This is a genomic window from Enterobacter sp. UNJFSC 003 (assembly GCF_036903355.1).
Taxonomy (GTDB): Bacteria; Pseudomonadota; Gammaproteobacteria; order Enterobacterales; family Enterobacteriaceae; genus Enterobacter.
This window is the reverse complement of the sequence record NZ_JBAKHK010000149.1, coordinates 1-275: the sequence shown is the minus strand read 5'-3', so window position 1 is coordinate 275 and position 275 is coordinate 1. Positions and strand designations below refer to the sequence as shown.

General features: G+C 64.7%; 1 protein-coding gene. It reads left to right on the top strand.

The features are described from left to right. The coding region (locus V5P19_RS23535) for an acyltransferase domain-containing protein (RefSeq protein WP_334407963.1) at window positions 1–275 on the top strand (275 nt) is incomplete at both ends.

Genomic DNA, 275 nt, shown 5'->3' with positions numbered 1-275 from the left:
GCCCTGTGGCGCCTGTGGCAACAGCAGGGCGGGGCAACCCCCGCCGTCATGGCCGGTCACAGCCTGGGCGAATATTCCGCCCTGGTGTGCAGCGGTGCCCTGGCGTTTGCCGATGCGGTCAAGCTGGTTGAACTGCGTGGTCTGGCAATGCAGGAAGCCGTGCCGGAAGGCACAGTTGCCATGGCCGCCTTAATCGGTCTGGACAACGACTCCATCGCCGCCAACTGCGAGAAAGCGGCGCAAGGCCAGGTGGTCTCTCCGGTCAACTTCAACTC